Raw genomic sequence first — 14,802 nt, forward strand, 5'->3', positions numbered from 1 at the left:
ATGGCAGAAGCAAAAAAAGAGCCCGAGATTGACCTGAACGACGAGGCATTCGCCGAAGATGGCGAGCCGTTCGAGGGGATCGACGCGTTAGCAGACGACGCCGAGCTGGATGCGCTGCGGCAGGAACGCGACGATATGCGCGACCGGTTCATGCGCGCGCTGGCTGATGCGGAAAACGCCCGGAAACGAGGTGAGCGGGACCGTCGTGAAGCCGAGCAATATGGCGGTTCAAAACTGGCCAAAGACATGCTGCCGGTGTTCGACAACCTGCACCGCGCTCTCGAGGCGGTGCCCGAAGAAGCGCGCGAGACCAACGCCGCGCTGATCGAAGGGGTGGAACTGACCCTGCGCGAACTGGTGAATGTTTTTGGCAAACACGGTATCTCGCAGATCACACCCGAAATCGGCGACAAGTTCGACCCGCAGCAGCATCAGGCGATGTTCGAGGCCCCCGTGCCCGACACCAAAGCCGGCGACATCATCCAGGTGATGACCAGCGGTTTCATGCTGCACGACCGTCTGCTGCGCCCGGCGCAGGTGGGCGTGTCGTCGACCCCGGCCTAACCGTCGTCGGCAATCAACTCTTTGAGTTGATACAGCAGGTTCAACGCCTCAATCGGTTTCAGCTCGTCGGGATGAATTCCGGCGAGCTTTTTTTCCACCTCGGACGGGGCGGCAGGGCTGACGCTGACCGGGGCAGGGGCCACCGCGAACAGCGGCAGATCATCGATCACCGCCTTCTGGTCGCCTTCGCGCTCGCCCTTTTCCAACGCCTCCAGCACCACGCGGGCGCGGTCCACCACCGCTTGCGGCAACCCGGCCAGCTTGGCCACCTGCACACCATAGGATCGGTCGGCCGCACCTTTGCGCACCTCGTGCAGGAAGATCACGTCGCCCTCCCATTCCTTCACCGCCACCGTGGCGTTTGACACACCTTCCAGCCGATCCGCCAGCCGCGTCATCTCGTGGTAATGTGTGGCAAACAGCGCGCGGCAACGGTTCACATCGTGCAGATGCTCCAACGTGGCCCAGGCAATCGACAAGCCGTCATACGTGGCGGTGCCGCGCCCGATCTCGTCCAGGATGACCAGCGCGCGGTCATCGGCCTGGTTCAGGATCGCGGCGGTTTCGACCATCTCGACCATAAAGGTGGACCGGCCCCGCGCCAGATCGTCCGAAGCGCCGACGCGGCTGAAAATCTGGCTGACCAGCCCGATCCGTGCCGCCCGCGCCGGGACATAGGCGCCTATCTGCGCCAGCAGGGCGATCAACGCGTTTTGCCGCAGAAAGGTTGATTTACCCGCCATGTTGGGCCCGGTCAAAAGCCATGCCGCGGCGTCGCCGTCGCGCGCCGACAGGTCGCAGTCATTGGCGATAAACGGGCTGCCATCGGCCTTGCGCAGCGCGTGTTCCACCACTGGGTGGCGGCCCTGTTCCACGGCGAACGCCCGGCTGTCATCCACCACCGGCCGGCACCAGTTTTCCTGCACGGCCAGCTCTGCCAAGGCCGATGCCACGTCCAGCTCGGCCAGCGCGCCGGCAACCGAATTCACCATCGCGGCCTGGGCCAGAATTGCATCACTTAGGGTGGAATAGTGCCGTTTCTCCGCCTCCAGCGCCTGCCCGCCCGCGTTCAGGATCTTGGTCTCCAGCTCGGACAGTTCCACGGTGGTGAACCGCACCGCGTTGGCGGTGGTCTGGCGGTGAATGAAGGTTTCCGACAGCGGTGCCGACATCATTTTGTCGGCATGTGTGGCGGGCGTTTCGATGAAATAGCCCAGCACGTTGTTGTGTTTGACCTTCAGCGCCGTCACCCCGGCAAGTTCGGCGTATTGCGCCTGCATGCCCGCGATCACGCCGCGCCCTTCGTCGCGCAACTGGCGCAGCTGGTCCAGATCCTCGTCGTAACCCGGCGCGATGAACCCGCCATCGCGCGCCAAAAGCGGCGGCTCGGCCACCAATGCAGCGTCCAGCAGGTCCAAGAGCGCGTCGTCGCCCCGCAATTCGTCCAGCAACGCAGTGATACGCGGCGGCAGCTCGTCGCCCAGACAACCCGCCACAAACCCCGCTTGCGTCAGACCGTTGCGGATGGCCGCCATGTCGCGCGGCCCGCCGCGTTCAAGGCTGAGGCGCGACAAGGCGCGGTCCATATCGGGCACCTTGCGCAGCAACTCTCGCAGCGCGTCGCGTGGCCCGGATTTTTCCACGAAAAAAGTCACCGCCTCTTGCCGCGCGGTAATCTCGGACAGCTCGCGCGACGGCCCGGACAGTCGCCGCGACAACAGCCGCGCACCCGGTGCAGTCAGCGTTCGGTCGATCACCTGCAGAAGCGAACCGTCGCGGCCGCCCGACAAACTGCTGGTCAGTTCAAGGTTCCGGCGCGTCGCGGCGTCGATCTGCACGTTCTGGCTGGCGCTTTCGCGGGTGGGCGGTCGCAGCAGCGGCAGTTTGCCCTTTTGCGTCAACTCCAGATAGTCGACGATGGCCCCCAGCGCCGACAGTTCGGCGCGGCCAAACGTGCCAAACGCGTCCAGATCCTGCACGTCGTATAGTGCGCATAATCGTTTCACGGCTGATGCGCTGTCGAAACTGGCACGGCCCAGCGTGGTCAAAGCCGCGTTGGCATCTTCGGCCAGCGGTGCCAAAGCGGCCTCGTCGCTGTCGGCCACGATCAGTTCGCTAACCGACAGGCGGGCCAATTCGGGGCCCAGACGCACCTGCGGGCAGGGCGCCACGCGCACCGCCCCGGTCGAGATATCGACCCACGCCAGCGCGGTTTCGTCTCTGACCCGGCCAAAAGCGGCCAGAAAGTTGTTGTTGCGCGCATCCAAAAGGCTGTCTTCGGTCAGGGTGCCGGGGGTAACCAGCCGCACAACGTCGCGACGCACCACGGCCTTGTAGCCGCGCTTTTTCGCCTCGGCCGGGTCCTCCATCTGTTCGCAGACGGCGACGCGGAAGCCCTTGCGGATCAGTTGTTGAAGATAGTTCTCGGCAGCGTGCACGGGCACACCGCACATCGGGATATCCTGGCCCTGATGCTTGCCACGCTTGGTCAGGGCGATGTCCAAAGCTTCTGCCGCCGCAACTGCGTCGTCAAAAAACATCTCGTAGAAATCGCCCATCCGGTAGAACAGCAAGGCCGAGCTATAGCCTGCTTTCAGCTCCAGATATTGCGCCATCATGGGCGTTACACCCGCATTTGCGCCCGCCACGTGTCCCCCGCACTTGCCTGTTTGCGCGACCATATCGCCCGGCCCGGTAAGGGGGAAGTGGGTTTTCCGAGGAATTGCTTTACCCTCCGTCGCCGCCCGGCCTAAAAGGATGTTCGAGAGCTTGGCAGGAGGAGCCGACATGGCCGACAAAACAAAGATCACCGATGCCGAGGCGCTGGCTTATCACCTTGAACCAACCCCCGGCAAATTCGAGGTGGTCCCGTCGACCCCGATGACCACACAGCGCGACCTGTCGCTGGCTTATTCTCCGGGCGTGGCCGTGCCGGTTCAGGCGATCGCAGATGCGCCTGAAACGGCGTATGACTATACCACCAAGGGCAATCTGGTCGCTGTTATTTCGAACGGTTCGGCCATTTTGGGCATGGGCAATCTGGGCGGCTTGGCGTCAAAGCCGGTGATGGAAGGCAAGGCGGTCCTGTTCAAGCGTTTCGCTGATGTCAACGCCATTGATATCGAGCTGGACAGCGAAGATGCCGACGAGATCATCAAGGCCGTCCGCATGATGGGCCCCACCTTTGGCGGCATCAATCTCGAAGATATCAAAGCGCCCGAGTGTTTCATCATCGAGCAGCGCTTGAAAGAAGAGATGGATATCCCCGTCTTTCACGACGATCAGCACGGCACCGCGGTGATCTGTGCCGCCGGTCTGATCAATGCGCTGCACCTGTCAGGCAAGAAGATCGAAGACTGCAAGATTGTGCTGAACGGTGCCGGCGCGGCGGGCATCGCCTGTCTGGAACTGGTCAAGGCGATGGGTGCCAAGCACGACAATTGCATCATGTGTGACACCAAAGGCGTGATCTATCAGGGCCGCACCGAAGGCATGAACCAGTGGAAAACCGCCCATGCCGCCAAGACCGATCTGCGCACGCTCGAGGACGCGATGGAAGGGGCGGATGTGTTCCTTGGTGTTTCTGCCAAGGGCGCGGTGACGCAGGACATGGTGAAATCGATGGCCGACAATCCGGTGATCTTTGCCATGGCGAACCCCGACCCCGAGATCACGCCCGAAGAGGCGCACGAGGTGCGCGTGGATGCCATCGTGGCCACCGGCCGGTCGGACTACCCGAACCAGGTGAACAACGTGTTGGGCTTTCCCTACCTGTTCCGTGGCGCGCTGGACATCCACGCCCGCGCCATCAATGACGAGATGAAGATCGCCTGCGCCGAGGCGTTGGCCGAACTGGCGCGCGAGGATGTGCCCGACGAAGTGGCGATGGCCTATGGCCGCAAGCTCAGCTTTGGTCGCGACTATATCATTCCCACCCCCTTTGACCCGCGCCTGATCTACGTGATCCCGCCCGCCGTGGCCAAGGCTGGTATCTCGACCGGTGTGGCCCGCCGCCCCATTGTGGATTTCGACGGGTACGAGGAATCGTTGAAGGCGCGGATGGACCCGACCGCGTCTATCCTGCGCGGCATTTCGGCCCGCGCACGGGTAAAACAGGCGCAAATGATCTTTGCCGAGGGTGACGATGACCGCGTGCTGCGCGCCGCGGTGCAATATCAGCGTTCCGGCTATGGCCGCGCGATTGTTGTGGGCCGCGAGGCGGATGTGAAGCAGCGCCTGGAAGAGGCCGGCCTTGGCGATGCCTACCGGGAACTGCGCGTCATGAACGCCGCCAAGACCCAGCATTTGGATGCCTATCGCGATTTCCTGTACCAACGCCTGCAACGCAAAGGCTTTGACATGCAGGATTGCCACCGCCTTGCGTCGCGCGACCGGCATGTCTTTTCATCGCTGATGCTGGCGCATGGTCACGCCGATGGCATGGTGACAGGCGCAACGCGGAAATCAGCCCATATCATGGAGCTGATCAACCACGTCTTTGATGCCAGCGCCGAAGATGGCGCCGTGGGTGTGACGGCGGTGCTGCATCAGGGCAAGATCGTGCTGATTACGGATACACTGGTGCATGAATGGCCCGACGAGACCGACTTGGCCAATATCGCGGAACGTGCCGCCGAAGTGGCCCGCGATATGGGTCTGGAACCGTGCGTTGCATTTGTCAGTTTCTCAACCTTTGGCTACCCGGTATCCGAACGGGCCGAGAAGATGCTGATGGCGCCCAAGGTTCTGGACGCGCGCGGGGTTGATTTCGAGTACGAGGGCGAGATGACCGTCGATGTGGCCCTGAACCACGATGCGGCGCAGAAATATCCGTTCTCGCGCCTGACCGGCCCGGCCAATGTTCTGGTTGTGCCGGCACGGCACTCGGCCTCGATCTCGGTCAAGTTGATGCAGGAAATGGCCGGGGCCACGGTGATCGGGCCGATCCTGTCGGGCGTTGGCAAACCTATTCAGGTCTGTTCGACGGTGTCGACGGTGAACGACATCCTGAACATGGCCTTGGTGGCCGCGTCCAAGACGCGCTGATCACGAGCCTGCAAACGGCGCCGCGTTGCCCCACAGCTCTTGCACACGGGCATCGCGGCCGCAGGCTGTGCGATACCGTTTATAGGCGTCTTTCTTCGAGATCAGGCCAAACCGCGTCAGGATCTTCTTGGACTGTTTGTAATAATCCTGGTGGTATTCATCGACCGCGTAGAACGCGCCGGCGGGCAGGATCGGGGTCACGATCTTCTGGCCCAATTCGGCCTCGGCCTCGGCCTTGGCGCGTTCGGCGGCCGCGCGCTGGGCGTCATTGGCAACAAAAACCGCGGTGCTGTAGCTGTGGCCGCGGTCGCAGAATTGACCCCCGGCATCGGTGGCATCGATTGAACGGAAAAACAGGTGCAGGATCTGATCGGTGCTGATCTGGCTTTCGTCGAAATTGATTTGCACCGCTTCCAAATGCCCCGTGCCGCCACGCACAACCTGCTTATAGGTTGGGTTGGCCACGGTGCCGCCGGTAAACCCCGAGACCACATCGCCCACGCCCTGCACGGACTCAAAGTCGCTTTCCACGCACCAGAAACAGCCTCCGGCAACGGTCAGCTGATCCGCGCGGGCACAGCTGAGCGACAGGCCACAGGCCATCGCCGCCATCAGGGTGATCGATTTGAATGCTTGCAATGTCATCGGCATGCGGGCCTCCTGCATCTGGGTTGATCTCAGGCTATCGCCAAGCTTGATCACCTGTAACCAAAATTGCCGTGAGAACCCGCGTGAGGAACCGCTTTCCCCGAATTGCCTGACGCGCTAAGCCTTGGGCAAACAAAACAAAGGAACCCCTGATGCGCATCGCCATGTGGTCCGGCCCCCGCAATATCTCGACCGCCATGATGTACGCCTTTGCCGCGCGCGGGGACAGCGCCGTGTGGGACGAGCCGTTCTATGCCGCGTACCTGACCGAAACCGGGTTGCACCACCCGATGCACCAAGAGATCATCGACGATGGCGAATGTGACCCCAGCCGTGTCGCGGCCACCTGCCTTGGCCCGGTTCCGGGTGGAAAGCCGCTGTTTTATCAAAAACACATGTGCCAGCACATGCTGCCGAACGTTCCACGTGACTGGATGGCCGAATGTCAAAACGTCTTCCTGATCCGCCACCCCGCCCGCGTGATCGCCAGTTTCGCCCAGAAATACGAAAACCCGACGCTTCAGGATATTGGCTTTGCCCTGCAGGGAGAGCTTTTTGACCACGTGACGCACCTGACCGGTCAGAACCCGCTGGTTCTGGATTCGGTTGATATTCGTGCCAATCCGGCCGGGATTATACAGCGTCTTTGCGACAAGCTGGGCATCGCGTTTGTGCCAAGTATGCTGTCCTGGCCGGCGGGTGGTCACCCCGACGACGGGGTCTGGGCGCCGGTATGGTACGGCGCCGTGCATCAAAGCACGGGCTTTGCCGCGCCCGAGGGGCCATTGCCGTCGCTGACCGGCCCCTTGGCTGATCTGTGTGCGCAGGCCCTACCCGTGTACGAGCGCCTGCGCGAACACGCGCTTACTTCTTAAGGCGACGATCCCGCGCGGCCAGCAGTTTCAGACGCAGCGCGTTCAGCTGAATGAACCCGGCGGCGTCTTTCTGATCATAGGCGCCCGCGTCATCCTCAAAGGTCACATGCGCTTCGGAATAAAGCGAATGATCCGACCACCGGCCCACCGTACGGGCCAAACCTTTGTACAGCTTCAGCCGCACGGTGCCGGTCACGTGTTCCTGCGATTTGTCGATCAGCGCCTGCAGCATCTCGCGCTCGGGGCTGAACCAGAAGCCGTTATAGACCAGCTCGGCATATTTCGGCATCAGCTCGTCCTTCAGATGCGCCGCACCCCGGTCCAGTGTGATCTGCTCGATCCCGCGATGCGCTTCCAGCAGGATGGTGCCGCCGGGGGTTTCGTAGATCCCGCGCGATTTCATGCCGACAAACCGGCCCTCGACCAGATCCAGACGGCCAATGCCGTGCTTGCCGCCCAGCTCGTTCAGCTTGGTCAGGACCGTTGCCGGGCTCATCGCCTCGCCATTGATGCTGACCGCGTCCCCTTTTTCGAAACCCACCTCGATGAACTCGGGCGTATCGGGGGCGTCTTCGGGATGCACGGTGCGCTGATAGACGTAATCGGGCGCTTCGTCGGCGGGATTCTCCAGAACCTTGCCCTCGGACGAGGTGTGCAGCAGGTTTGCATCCACGCTGAACGGCGCCTCGCCGCGTTTATCCTTGGCAATCGGGATCTGGTGCATCTCGGCAAATTCGATCAGCTTGGTGCGGCTGGACAGGTCCCAGTCGCGCCACGGCGCAATCACCTTGATATCAGGGTTCAGCGCATAAGCCGCCAGCTCAAACCGCACCTGGTCATTGCCTTTGCCGGTGGCACCATGGGCCACCGCATCGGCGCCGGTCTCGGCAGCAATTTCCACCAGACGTTTCGAGATCAGCGGCCGCGCGATCGAGGTGCCCAGCAGGTACAGCCCCTCGTACAGCGCGTTGGCGCGGAACATCGGGAATACGAAATCGCGCACGAACTCTTCGCGCAGGTCTTCGATATAGATGCCCGTGGCGCCCATCATCTCGGCCTTGGCGCGTGCCGGTTCCAGCTCTTCGCCCTGACCAAGGTCAGCGGTAAAGGTGACAACCTCGCAGCCATATTCCGTTTGCAGCCATTTCAGGATGATCGAGGTATCCAGACCGCCCGAATAGGCCAGCACAACTTTTTTAGGCGCAGACATGCCGTTCTCCACAACGTTCGAGTATCGCGCGGGCGATACCGGGTTTTGACCATAAGGGCAAGGGATTGCGGGGCCAATTCGCCGGAAACGCGTGCAAGCTGCTTGCGGAATGTGGGCCAACGCGCGAAATGTACCAGATGACAGATTTTCTGACCAAAGCCCGCGCGGCCACCGACGCCATGCGCAATGTTTTCGAGGCAACGCCCCTGCTGCGCAACGACTACCTGTCGGACCTTTACGAGGCAGATATCTGGTTGAAGCGCGAAGATGTCTCGCCCGTGCGCAGCTACAAGATCCGCGGCGCTTTCAACGCGATGCGCAAGGCGTTGGCGGCTGCGCCCGAGACTCGCACCTTTGTCTGTGCCAGCGCCGGCAACCACGCGCAGGGTGTGGCCTATGCCTGTCGTCACTTCGGCGTCCGTGGCGCAATTTTCATGCCCGTCACCACCCCGCAACAGAAGATCGACAAAACCCGCAGTTTTGGCGGCGATCAGATCGAGATTCGCCTGATTGGCGATTATTTCGACGATACGCTGGCGGCCGCGCAAAGCTATTGTTCTGAAACCGGCGGGCACTTCCTTGCCCCGTTCGACGATGCCGATGTGATCGAAGGCCAGGCCTCGGTTGGGCTGGAAATCCTTGAACAACTGGGCGGCGCGCCGGATCTTATGGTTCTGCCGGTGGGTGGTGGTGGCTTGTCGGCGGGCATGGTGCAGGTTTTTGGTGCGGCCGCCCCGGAAACCGATTTCCGCTTTGTTGAACCCGCGGGCGGCGCTTCGTTGCAGGCCGCGGTTCAGATCGGCGCGCCGCAGACGTTGATGCAAGTCGACAGTTTCGTTGATGGCGCTGCCGTTGCGCGGATCGGCGCTCTGCCGTTCGAGGTTCTGAAACCGGTGGCCAAAGGCAAGATCCTGACCCCGCCCGAGGACCGGATTTGCGAGACGATCATCGACATGCTGAACACCGAGGGCGTGGTTCTGGAACCCGCCGGCGCGTTGTCGATCGATGCACTTAAGGATCTGCGCGGCCAGGTTGCAGGCAAAACCGTGGTATGCATCGTGTCGGGCGGCAATTTCGACTTCGAACGCCTGCCCGAGGTGAAAGAACGCGCCCAGCGAAGCCTTGGCCGCAAGAAGTACTTTATCCTGCGGATGCCACAACGCCCCGGCGCTTTGCGGGATTTTCTGGATATGCTGGGCCCGGACGACGACATCGCCCGGTTTGAATACCTCAAGAAATCCGCCCGCAATTTTGGGTCCGTCCTGATCGGGATCGAAACCTCGCGGGCCGAGAACTTTGGCGTGTTGTTTGAGAAGCTTGAACAAACCGGCTTTGTCTATCAGGACATCACCGATGACGAGTTGCTGTCGCGTCTGGTGATCTGAGCCTAGGCGGCAAAGCTGCTGTCAATTCCGCTCAAAAGCATCGTCTTGGACTTGTCGTAGCTTTCGAAAAGCGGCTGCAAGGACACCATTTCGATCCCCAGCGACTTGGCTGATTTTTCCCCCGCGCCGCAAATCTCGGCCACGTCGGAAAACCCCAGATTCATCGCCGAGCCGCGCAGAAAGTGAAGATCCTCGGCGATGGTTTCGGTTACGCCATCGGCGCGGAAGCGTGTCAGCACCTCTTCCACTTCTTCAAGAAAAAGCTCCACCACTTCGGCAAAAGCTTCCTCCCCCACTTCGTCTTTCAGCTCTAATACGCGATCCCAGTCCAGCATTCGTTCCTCATGGTCTGATTTCGCCACCACCCATGACCAAAGGCTTAACCAAAAGCCCTTAACAAGACATGACCATCCAACCGGGGATAGATAAAATTCGACGCTTCACTCGGCGTTAAATCACCCCTGTGCAAAACGGGGCGATCCAAGAGTTTTCCATGGTGAGTCCCATTTCGACTAAAACGCTGAAAACGCACGCGGAACCTGCGATAGAATCACCGCAGAAGCACACCGTTTTGCTGGTCGACGACAGTCGGGTCCAACGCCGTATCGTGCGCGCCCTCTTGGCGCGCTGGGGTTACGAGGTGATCGAAGCTGCCACCGGTGCCGAAGCATTAGACATTTGCGCCACCCATCCCGTGGATATCATCATCAGCGACTGGATGATGCCGGGCATGAACGGGTTGGAGTTTTGCAGCCGCTTTCGCAAGCTGGATCGCGAGGGTTATGGCTATTTCATCCTGCTGACCTCCAAGTCCGAGACCGAGGAAATGGTGCACGGGCTGGAAGTGGGCGCGGATGATTTCCTAACCAAGCCGGTAAATGCCGCCGAACTCAAGGCGCGCCTGACCTCGGGCGAGCGGGTTCTGAAAATGGAATCGCAGCTGAACGAAAAGAACCAGATCATTACCGACGCGTTGACAGAGCTTCAGGGGCTTTATGACGCCATTGATCGTGACCTTTTACAGGCACGCAAGATTCAGGAATCCCTGGTGCCAAGAAACACCCTGTCGGTTGGCAGGAACACGGTTTCGTTGTTCATCAAGCCTTGTGGCCACGTGGGCGGCGATTTGGTTGGCGCATTTGACCCCAACTATAACCGGCTTGCGTTTTACAACATCGATGTCTCTGGGCATGGCATCACCTCGGCCCTGATGACGGCACGTCTTGCCGGTTATCTTAGTGGAGAGTTTCTGGACCACAATCTTGCGGTCGAGAAGCGGTTTGAAGATTTCTATGCGCTGCACAAGCCAGCCCATGTTGCCGAATCGCTGAATCAGCGGCTGTTGGGCGATAATGGTGTGGGGGAGTATTTCACAATGGCCTACGCCATTGTTGACCTGACCACCGGGCATTTGTCGGTCACCCAGGCCGGGCATACGCATCCCGTCATTCAGCGCGCCGATGGGCGGGTCGAGTTTGTGGGCGACGGCGGAATGCCGGTGGGCCTGCTGCCGGATGTAGAGTTCGAAAATTTCGAGGTACAGCTGCAGCCAGGCGATCGCATTCTTTTTTATTCCGACGGGTTTACCGAAAGCGTCTGCACGGATGGCGAAATGCTGGAACAGGAAGGTTTGGAAAAGATGCTGAACCGCGCCGCCAAATTGCGGGGGCACGAAATGCTGGACGATCTGTTCTGGATGCTGACCGAGCAACGCGGCGCCGAACCTTTGGAAGACGACGTGTCAGCGGTGCTGTTCGAATACGAAGGCGTGTAATTTCGGAATTAGGCCCGGCTTGCAAAATGCCGGTCGCCGTCATTGGCCAGCGCCGCCAGCGCCTGATCACGCGGCATCCAAACCGCGGTGTGGCCAGCTTCGGACGGGGGGCCATGGCGACGCACTGGCCGGGAAAGGTAAATATGGCACAGCTTCTCTGCCCACATGTCGTACTCGGGCATATAGACAAACCGGCGAAATGCGCCCAACCGTCGGATCACATCGATGCGCCAGCCGGTTTCCTCGAACACTTCGCGATGCAGCGCGGCGATGGGCTGTTCACCGGGATCAATGCCGCCGCCAGGCAACTGAAACTCGGGTTCGGGCGCGGCCTGATGGGTCAAAAGCACCTGGTTTTCGCGCTTCAACACACTGTAAACGCCGTGGCGCAACGTGTACCGCTGATCGCGTTTAACCGCGGGCCCAAATCGCCTGATCATCACCTTGCCCCTTTTTGTCCCGGTTGAACGCCCTATCTAGTCGCGGTATGCCAACTTCAGGCTCTCAAGGAAACCCCATGTCAATTGGATCTCAAATCGCCTGGGACGACACCATTCTGCCGTTTCAGCTAGACCGAAGCGATATTCGTGGCCGCGTGGCACGTTTGGATGGCGCGTTGGACACCATTCTTGGTCAGCACGACTATCCCCCCGTGATCGAGGCCCTCGTGGCCGAGGCCGCGTTGTTGACCGCGTTGATCGGGCAAACCATCGACCTGCGCTGGAAACTGTCGCTGCAAATTCGCGGTGACGGGCCGGCGCGTCTGATCGCGACCGACTATTTTGGTCCATCCGCCGCCGGCGAGCCCGCGCGGCTGCGCGCCTATGCCAGTTTCGATGCCCAACGTCTTGACGAAAAGGCCGATCCTTTCAGCCAGGTTGGTAAAGGCTTCTTCGCGATCTTGATCGATCAGGGCGAGGGGACTGTTCCCTATCAGGGTATTACCCCGCTGAATGCCGAGGCAGGCTCGCTTGCCGCCTGTGCCGAAACCTATTTCGCGCAGTCCGAGCAGCTGCCCACGCGGTTCTCGCTCAGTTTCGGCAAATCGATCTTGCCGGGTCAGGCCGAAGGCTGGCGTGCGGGTGGCGTGATGTTGCAACATATGCCCAAAGCCTCGCCATTGCTGGAGCAGAAAGAGGGCGAACCGCAATTGTTGGCCGCCGCTGACCTACTGGAAGGCGATGACGAGGAAAACTGGGTACGGGCCAATACCTTGTTGGACACGGTTGAAGATCTGGAATTGATCGGACCCACCGTGCAACCGACCGAGCTGTTGTTGCGCCTGTTCCACGAGGAAAGCCCGCGCGTCTACGACCCGCAACCGGCACAGTTTGGCTGTACCTGTTCCGAGGCGCGCGTGCGCAACAGCCTGTCGATCTATTCGGCCAAGGACATCGAAAAGATGACCACGCCCGAGGGCCGCGTGACCGCCGATTGCCAGTTCTGCGGCGCGCATTACAGCCTGGACCCCAAGACCGTTGGGTTCGAGGCCGAAAGTGTCCCAAGTGACGGCGAATGAGCTGCGCCAGATCCTGAAAACTGCGATCTCGGCCGAAGGGCCGGGATCGTCGGACTTTGACCTGAACCCGGGCGTTCGCCCCGCGCGCGAGCTGCGCCCGGCGGCCGTTCTGGTGGCCTTTGCGCAAGCGGAAACGGGGTGGGATCTGATCCTGACCAAGCGCTCGTCGCGGCTGAAACACCACCCCGGCCAGGTTGCCTTTCCCGGTGGCAAACAAGACGAGGGCGACGTCGATCTGGCCGCCACGGCCCTGCGCGAAGCCCGCGAAGAGATCGGCCTGCCGTCGGAAGGCGTCGAGATTCTGGGCGAGCTTGGCGCCCACGAAACCGTCACTGGATTTGACGTGACGCCGGTTGTGGGCCTGTTTTCCGGCACGTTTGTGCCTGTTCCCGAGCCCGGTGAGGTGGATGAGGTGTTCCGCGTACCATACACCCATATTGCCAACCCCGCGCAGTTTCAGGTGCAGTCGCGCCGCTGGCGGGGGCAACAGCGGCATTACTATACCGTGCCCTACGGACCCTATTACATCTGGGGTGCCACCGCGCGTATTCTGCGCGGGCTCAGCGACCGGCTGCAAGCATGACCCGGATCGACGCAGACTGGCTGGGCGATCGCGCATCGCAGACCGTCTGCGCAATGTTGGAAGATGCCGGCCACGTCGCCTATTTCGTCGGCGGCTGCGTGCGCAATGCGCTTTTGGGTGCGCCGGTCTCGGATCTGGATATCAGCACCGACGCCCGCCCGCGGCGGGTGCTGGAACTGGCCGCCGCGGCGGGCATTCGCGCTGTACCCACCGGGATCGACCACGGGACCGTGACGCTGGTGGTGGGCCATACCCCGTTCGAGGTCACAACCTTTCGCCGCGATGTGGAAACCGATGGCCGCCGGGCCGTGGTGGCCTTTGCAGACAATGTCGAAGACGACGCGCACCGGCGCGACTTCACCATGAATGCGCTTTATGCCGCGCGCGATGGCGTGGTGTTGGACCCGGTTGGCCAGGGAATCGCCGACCTGAACGCGCGGCGGTTGCGGTTCATTGATGACGCCGATCTGCGTATCCGCGAGGACTACCTGCGCATCCTGCGGTTCTTTCGGTTTCATGCCTGGTATGCCGATCCTGAGGCCGGATTTGACCCGGACGGACTGGCGGCTTGTGCGGCAAATTCGGCTGGAATAGAGACGCTTTCGCGCGAACGGATCGGGACAGAGATGAAAAAGTTGCTGGCCGCACCAGACCCGGAGCGCGCGGTTGCGGCGATGGCACAGTCTGGTGTTCTGGCGCAGATTCTGCCCGGATCAGACGCCCGGTTTCTGCCGATCCTAATTCATTTGGAAGATGGCTGCGCACCTGATCCCGTGCGCCGCCTTGGCGCGCTGGGCGGAACGGACGTGGCTGCACATCTGCGGCTCAGCCGGGTCGAGGCGCGGCACCTGGACGAGATACAAAACGCCAGCGGCTCGCCGGCTGCCATGGGCCACACGCTTGGCAAGGACAAAGCACGCGACGCGATCCTGTTGCGCGCTGCGTTGACCGAACAGCCGCTGCCGCCGAACTGGCGGACCGAAGTAGAGCGCGGCGTTGCAACCGAGTTTCCGCTGAAACCTGCCGATCTGATGCCCGAACTGCAGGGCAAAGCGCTGGGTCAGGCCCTGAATCGCGCGAAAGAGGCTTGGCTGGCCGCGGATCTGAAACCAAACCGGGCGGCCTTGTTGCAAACCTTGCGCTAGCTGTTGCACAAGCTTCACTCGACGCGCGTCTCGGCGGGGCCTATATCTGGCTG

At 61.3% G+C, this 14,802-nt stretch carries 13 protein-coding genes; 8 read left to right on the top strand and 5 right to left on the bottom strand.

The window, feature by feature from the left end:
* Positions 1-564 (top strand): nucleotide exchange factor GrpE, encoded by a 564-nt coding sequence (locus ACMU_RS01805; protein ID WP_035255543.1) that lies wholly within the window; start codon positions 1-3, stop codon positions 562-564.
* On the opposite strand, the gene mutS is transcribed toward ACMU_RS01805, so the two are convergent.
* Positions 561-3,182, bottom strand: coding sequence for a DNA mismatch repair protein MutS (gene mutS / locus ACMU_RS01810; RefSeq protein ID WP_035255545.1), 2,622 nt, complete (start codon positions 3,180-3,182; stop codon positions 561-563). The two genes, ACMU_RS01805 and mutS, sit on opposite strands and share 4 nt — an antisense overlap.
* A 169-nt stretch (positions 3,183-3,351) precedes the next feature.
* On the opposite strand from mutS, the gene ACMU_RS01815 reads away from it, so the two are divergent.
* The gene (locus ACMU_RS01815) at positions 3,352-5,610 is read left to right on the top strand and encodes an NADP-dependent malic enzyme (RefSeq protein WP_035255546.1); all 2,259 of its coding nucleotides are present in this window, start codon (positions 3,352-3,354) and stop codon (positions 5,608-5,610) included.
* On the opposite strand, the gene msrA is transcribed toward ACMU_RS01815, so the two are convergent.
* Positions 5,611-6,261: a peptide-methionine (S)-S-oxide reductase MsrA gene (gene msrA, locus ACMU_RS01820; protein ID WP_035256055.1), complete on the bottom strand. Its 651-nt coding sequence runs from the start codon at positions 6,259-6,261 to the stop codon at positions 5,611-5,613.
* 149 nt (positions 6,262-6,410) lie between these two features.
* Between msrA and ACMU_RS01825 the strand changes: the two genes are divergently transcribed.
* Entirely contained in the window at positions 6,411-7,133 is a 723-nt protein-coding gene (locus ACMU_RS01825) for a sulfotransferase-like domain-containing protein (protein WP_035255547.1), read from the top strand.
* Here ACMU_RS01825 and ACMU_RS01830 read toward each other — a convergent pair.
* Positions 7,123-8,343, bottom strand: coding sequence for an argininosuccinate synthase (locus ACMU_RS01830; RefSeq protein WP_035255548.1), 1,221 nt, complete (start codon positions 8,341-8,343; stop codon positions 7,123-7,125). The genes ACMU_RS01825 and ACMU_RS01830 overlap by 11 nt on opposite strands.
* A 137-nt stretch (positions 8,344-8,480) precedes the next feature.
* On the opposite strand from ACMU_RS01830, the gene ilvA reads away from it, so the two are divergent.
* Positions 8,481-9,728, top strand: coding sequence for a threonine ammonia-lyase IlvA (gene ilvA, locus ACMU_RS01835; protein ID WP_035256057.1), 1,248 nt, complete (start codon positions 8,481-8,483; stop codon positions 9,726-9,728).
* A gap of 2 nt (positions 9,729-9,730) precedes the next feature.
* Here ilvA and ACMU_RS01840 read toward each other — a convergent pair whose 3' ends face one another.
* Entirely contained in the window at positions 9,731-10,063 is a 333-nt protein-coding gene (locus tag ACMU_RS01840) for an Hpt domain-containing protein (RefSeq protein WP_035256058.1), read from the bottom strand.
* Between the two features lie 236 nt (positions 10,064-10,299).
* Between ACMU_RS01840 and ACMU_RS01845 the strand changes: the two genes are divergently transcribed.
* Complete coding sequence (locus ACMU_RS01845) at positions 10,300-11,502, top strand: PP2C family protein-serine/threonine phosphatase (RefSeq protein WP_407636979.1); 1,203 nt, start codon at positions 10,300-10,302, stop codon at positions 11,500-11,502.
* Positions 11,503-11,510: 8 nt separating this feature from the next.
* Here the strand turns inward: ACMU_RS01845 and ACMU_RS01850 are convergent, their stop codons facing one another.
* On the bottom strand, positions 11,511-11,942 hold the full coding sequence (locus ACMU_RS01850) for an NUDIX hydrolase (RefSeq protein ID WP_035255550.1): 432 nt from the start codon (positions 11,940-11,942) through the stop codon (positions 11,511-11,513).
* Between the two features lie 77 nt (positions 11,943-12,019).
* On the opposite strand from ACMU_RS01850, the gene hslO reads away from it, so the two are divergent.
* The 3 genes from hslO to ACMU_RS01865 are packed head-to-tail and all read left to right on the top strand — an operon-like array spanning position 12,020 to position 14,749.
* Positions 12,020-13,021 carry an Hsp33 family molecular chaperone HslO gene (hslO, locus tag ACMU_RS01855; protein ID WP_035255552.1) on the top strand — a complete coding sequence of 334 codons (1,002 nt, stop codon included), beginning with the start codon at positions 12,020-12,022 and terminating at the stop codon, positions 13,019-13,021.
* Complete coding sequence (locus tag ACMU_RS01860; RefSeq protein ID WP_035255554.1) at positions 13,008-13,604, top strand: CoA pyrophosphatase; 597 nt, start codon at positions 13,008-13,010, stop codon at positions 13,602-13,604. Before hslO ends, ACMU_RS01860 begins: the two co-directional genes overlap by 14 nt.
* Positions 13,601-14,749: a CCA tRNA nucleotidyltransferase gene (locus tag ACMU_RS01865; protein ID WP_035255556.1), complete on the top strand. Its 1,149-nt coding sequence runs from the start codon at positions 13,601-13,603 to the stop codon at positions 14,747-14,749. Before ACMU_RS01860 ends, ACMU_RS01865 begins: the two co-directional genes overlap by 4 nt.
* The last annotated feature ends 53 nt before the right edge of the window (positions 14,750-14,802 follow it).

It is taken from the genome of Actibacterium mucosum KCTC 23349 (assembly GCF_000647975.1).
In the GTDB taxonomy this organism is placed as follows: Bacteria; Pseudomonadota; Alphaproteobacteria; order Rhodobacterales; family Rhodobacteraceae; genus Actibacterium; species Actibacterium mucosum.

What these genes read in the sequence shown, in the direction of transcription:
- ACMU_RS01825 (WP_035255547.1), top strand. Translation starts at nt 6,411, where the DNA reads ATGCGCATCGCCATGTGGTCCGGCCCCCGCAATATCTCGACCGCCATG.
- hslO (WP_035255552.1), top strand. Translation starts at nt 12,020, where the DNA reads ATGTCAATTGGATCTCAAATCGCCTGGGACGACACCATTCTGCCGTTT.
- mutS (WP_035255545.1), bottom strand. Translation starts at nt 3,182, where the DNA reads ATGATGGCGCAATATCTGGAGCTGAAAGCAGGCTATAGCTCGGCCTTG.
- ACMU_RS01815 (WP_035255546.1), top strand. Translation starts at nt 3,352, where the DNA reads ATGGCCGACAAAACAAAGATCACCGATGCCGAGGCGCTGGCTTATCAC.
- msrA (WP_035256055.1), bottom strand. Translation starts at nt 6,261, where the DNA reads ATGCCGATGACATTGCAAGCATTCAAATCGATCACCCTGATGGCGGCG.
- ACMU_RS01840 (WP_035256058.1), bottom strand. Translation starts at nt 10,063, where the DNA reads ATGCTGGACTGGGATCGCGTATTAGAGCTGAAAGACGAAGTGGGGGAG.
- ilvA (WP_035256057.1), top strand. Translation starts at nt 8,481, where the DNA reads ATGACAGATTTTCTGACCAAAGCCCGCGCGGCCACCGACGCCATGCGC.
- ACMU_RS01805 (WP_035255543.1), top strand. Translation starts at nt 1, where the DNA reads ATGGCAGAAGCAAAAAAAGAGCCCGAGATTGACCTGAACGACGAGGCA.
- ACMU_RS01865 (WP_035255556.1), top strand. Translation starts at nt 13,601, where the DNA reads ATGACCCGGATCGACGCAGACTGGCTGGGCGATCGCGCATCGCAGACC.
- ACMU_RS01830 (WP_035255548.1), bottom strand. Translation starts at nt 8,343, where the DNA reads ATGTCTGCGCCTAAAAAAGTTGTGCTGGCCTATTCGGGCGGTCTGGAT.
- ACMU_RS01850 (WP_035255550.1), bottom strand. Translation starts at nt 11,942, where the DNA reads ATGATCAGGCGATTTGGGCCCGCGGTTAAACGCGATCAGCGGTACACG.